Annotated in this window: 5 protein-coding genes; 2 read left to right on the top strand and 3 right to left on the bottom strand. The window is 65.9% G+C overall.

The window, feature by feature from the left end; all coding sequences use genetic code 11:
- The coding region (locus VGH85_16725; protein ID HEY2175452.1) for a flotillin family protein at positions 1 to 410 on the bottom strand (410 nt) is incomplete at its 3' end.
- Between the two features lie 13 nt (positions 411 to 423).
- A complete protein-coding gene (locus tag VGH85_16720; GenBank protein HEY2175451.1) occupies positions 424 to 678 on the bottom strand; it encodes a hypothetical protein in 255 nt (84 codons plus the stop codon).
- Between the two features lie 86 nt (positions 679 to 764).
- On the opposite strand from VGH85_16720, the gene VGH85_16715 reads away from it, so the two are divergent.
- Both VGH85_16715 and VGH85_16710 read left to right on the top strand, forming a co-directional pair.
- Entirely contained in the window at positions 765 to 1,472 is a 708-nt protein-coding gene (locus VGH85_16715; GenBank protein ID HEY2175450.1) for an MFS transporter, read from the top strand.
- Between the two features lie 47 nt (positions 1,473 to 1,519).
- Positions 1,520 to 2,953 carry a recombinase family protein gene (locus tag VGH85_16710; GenBank protein ID HEY2175449.1) on the top strand — a complete coding sequence of 478 codons (1,434 nt, stop codon included), beginning with the start codon at positions 1,520 to 1,522 and terminating at the stop codon, positions 2,951 to 2,953.
- A gap of 7 nt (positions 2,954 to 2,960) precedes the next feature.
- Here the strand turns inward: VGH85_16710 and VGH85_16705 are convergent.
- A partial coding sequence (locus VGH85_16705; GenBank protein ID HEY2175448.1) for a hypothetical protein occupies positions 2,961 to 3,157 on the bottom strand: 197 nt, incomplete at its 5' end.

Below are 3,157 nucleotides of genomic sequence, written 5' to 3'. Positions count from 1 at the left end.
CCGTCCAGGACCTCGGTGGCCAGCTTCTGCCGCTCGGTGACGAGTTCCTCGACGGTCATCGAGCCGATGATCGAGCGCAGGTGGCCGGCGAAGATCCGCCCGGTCAGCACCGACATCTGGTCCTGGTCGGACAGGAAACGCTGCCCGGCGTTGACGATGGATTCCTGGTCGTTGCCGACCTTGAAGGCGATCACCGAGCGGACGTTCAGCGAGATGCCCTGCTTGGTCACGCAGGTCTCCGCGACCTCGGCCTCCTGCATGGACAGGGTGAGGTACCGGACCTTGCGGAATACGGGCGTGACGAAGGCGCCGTGGCCGATCACCACCCGGAACGGCGCCCCTTGCGGGCTGCCCCCTCTTCCGGAAATCAGCATGGCCTCGTCGGGCGCTGGAACACGGTAGCCGAACATCGTCGTTCATCTCCTAAAACAGCTGTAACCCCGGATTGCGCGGAATATCGTCGAGCGAATCTTCCCACTCGATGACGTCGACCGCCCGAGCGCCGCGCGACTCGATGACAAGGACGGTCGCCCCCCTGGGCAGCGGCTTCTCCGACCAGGCGAGAAAGGTCTCGGAGCCGCCGCGGATCTTGATATGCACTTCGCCCGGGCCGTCGCCACCCCGTGTGCCCACGGTCAGGACGCCTACGCGACCGATGCAGGCCTCATCTCTGTCCACGGGACAGCCCCTTTACCCGGAAGTGCCGTCCCTAGCGTAGTCCTCATTTATTTAGCGATTGACAACCGCGGGTTAAGCTAAGCCGCGTGTCCGTCCCCAAGGTGACAAGCCCGTCGGAAAAGGTCCAGGCCGCACCGCGTGCCGGCGTGGCGATGGCCGTCATCATGACCGGCGTGCTGATGACGGCGGTCGATACCACGATCGTCGTGCTGGCCCTGCCGGAGATCCAGCGCGGTCTGCACGTGGACCTGTCCGCGGTGGTCTGGGTCATCATCAGCTTCCTGCTCGTCATCACGCTGCTGGCCACCCAGGTCGGTCGATTGGGCGACATGTTCGGCCGGGTCCGGATGTACGAGACGGGCTTCGCCGTCTTCGTGCTCGGCTCGCTGGCCTGCGCGCTGGCCTGGAACGAGCCGTCGATCATCGCCTTTCGCGTCCTGCAGGGGGTCGGCGGGGCGTTCATCATGGCCAACAGCGGCGTGATCGTCACCTATATCTCCTGGCGGTGGATCTTCTGGATCAACGTGCCGGTCGGCGTGGCCGCGCTGGCCGTGGCCATCCGGGTGCTGTACGACAAGGGTCGGGCCATCTACGCCCAGCTCAGGGTGACTACCGGACTGTGGGTGGTGGTGCTGGCGAGCATCATCAACGGCATCGGGGCGAGCTTCTTCTTCCCGGCCAACAGCTCGGCGGTGATGAAGGCGGCGCCGCCGGAGGCGTTCGGCATCGCGTCGGGCATGCTGCGGACGTTTGCGAACATCGGGATGGTGTTCTCGAATGCATCACATGGTTAACATCCTCTACGATGGTACCACCGCGAGAAACCCGAGGGGAGAAGCCGATGCGACTGCTTGCCGCCGTGCGCCTGAGCCGGTTGTCCGAGAGCACCACCAGCGTGGACACCCAGGCAGAGAACCTAGAGGAATACGCACGTCGGCACGGGCACACGATCGTCGCCCTCACCGAAGACCTCGACGTGTCGGGCGGGAAGCCGATCAGGGACCGGCCGGGGATAGGCCCGTGGTTCAAGCGCCTTGATGAGTGGGATGGCTTGCTCGGCTACTCGATCGACCGAATGTTCCGCAACCACTACGACTTCGTGACGACCTGGCACGACGTCTTCGAGCCCAACGGCAAGAAGCTCATTGCCGTCAGCGAAGACATCGACATGACAACCGAGGCGGGCGAGCTATCCGCCCACATGCGTGTCCTGTTCGCCCAGGCCGAGCTTCGGAAGATGCGCGAGCGGAACAGCCGGAAGGCCAAGAAGCTCATCACCTCGGGGTACGCCAACGGCGGCCGGTCGTCGATGCACTGGGGCTACATGACGAAGAAGAGCGGCGACCATTCGGTACTTGTGCCGGACCCTGACGTCGTGCCCGTCGTCCGCCAGGCCGTTGACGACATCCTCGCGGGGACATCGGCTCGGCAGGTGGCGCTGCGCGTCGGCACCGACCCGTCCACTCTCGTCCGCCGGTTGCGGTCTCCGGAGCTCAAGGGCTGGGTGACGTTCAAGGGTGACGTCGTGCGCGACGCTGACGGCCTTCCCATGCTGATGCGCGGTGAGCCGGTCATCGGTGAGGCGAAGTGGAACCGCCTACAGGCCCGGCTCGACGCCAAGGCCCACGGTGCGGGCGTGCCGAAGGACGCGACGCCGTGGCTGCACGTGGTGTACTGCCAGCCGTGCGGCCGGGAGCTGTACCTCGCCCGGACGCAGATCAACCGCGTGAGCGGGGTCAGGGAACGGAAGTACTACCGGCACAAGGACGCGTCGAAGTGCTCGACGCACGTGAACGGCCACCGGCTCGAAGAGCAGATAGAGCCCCTGGTCATCCGGGCATTCGGCGGGATGTACATCCCCGAGGTGGTCAGGGAGCCCGCCGTAAGCCATGCCGACGAGCTAGCCCGGATCGAGCAGAGCATCCGCGACCTGGAAGACAAGTTCGTGACGTCTGGCGGCGACGTCGGAAGGCTGGCCCGCCTGACGTCTGACCTGGCGGCGCGGGCACACGCGCTGCGGGCAGAAGAGCACCCAGCGCGCACGGACATCAAGATGACTGATGAGCTGTTCACCGACCGGTGGGCGTCCCTGACGACCGACGACGCGCGGGGCGCGCTGCTGCGCTCGATGGGTATCCGGCTGTACGCCACGCCGACCGGCAACAGCGACGCCAAGCTGAGGTTGCAGCAGGGTTCCCGGCATTGGGCAGACGTCGCCCGCGAGTGGACGGACGCCGACGTCGAGCAGTTCGAGACCGAATCAGAGACGGCCTGACGGCGTGTCATTCAGGGCGCTGTAGCGCGTCCTGCTCCTGCCGCCGGATCTCCTCGACGAGGCGCTCCGGGCTGTCGGTGTTGATCGTGGCTACCGGATGCCCTACCGGCCGGGCGCACCACACGGTGTATGGCTTCGGGTAGACGCAGCGGACAACCCACAAATCCCAGCGGGTCGCGTACTGCTGACGGAGGATCGCTAACG

Source organism: Mycobacteriales bacterium (assembly GCA_036497565.1).
GTDB lineage: Bacteria > Actinomycetota > Actinomycetes > Mycobacteriales > QHCD01 > DASXJE01.
The sequence above is the reverse complement of the archived record's forward strand: the minus strand, read 5'-3'. Positions and strand labels throughout refer to the sequence as shown.